1 protein-coding gene is annotated in these 251 nt (G+C 66.9%); it reads right to left on the bottom strand.

The genetic code is table 11. The features are described from left to right. A partial coding sequence (locus SB756_RS33095) for a class I SAM-dependent methyltransferase family protein (RefSeq protein ID WP_410913635.1) occupies nucleotides 1-251 on the bottom strand: 251 nt, incomplete at both ends.

Raw genomic sequence — 251 nt, 5'->3', positions numbered from 1 at the left:
CCCCATTCGTCGATGCGCTGGGCCAGCTTGCGAAAGCCCGCCGCCTCGACCAGTTGGTCCATCTCTGCCTGGCTGCGCCGGCGCATTACCCACGCTTCGCCGCCGCGGTGGCTGGTCAGGGCGCGGGCGATCATTTCCAGTTGCGGGTGCCAGGGCTGGCCGGTGTAGACCAGGTAACCGCCCTCTTCGACGGCATCGGCCAGGCCAGCGAGAGAGTTGCCTACCTGGGTGTTGCTGGGGAACAGTTCGTA

The sequence above is a fragment of the Pseudomonas sp. SIMBA_068 genome, assembly GCF_046534705.1.
GTDB classification, from domain to species: Bacteria; Pseudomonadota; Gammaproteobacteria; order Pseudomonadales; family Pseudomonadaceae; genus Aquipseudomonas; species Aquipseudomonas putida.
The sequence above is the reverse complement of the archived record's forward strand: the minus strand, read 5'-3'. Positions and strand labels throughout refer to the sequence as shown.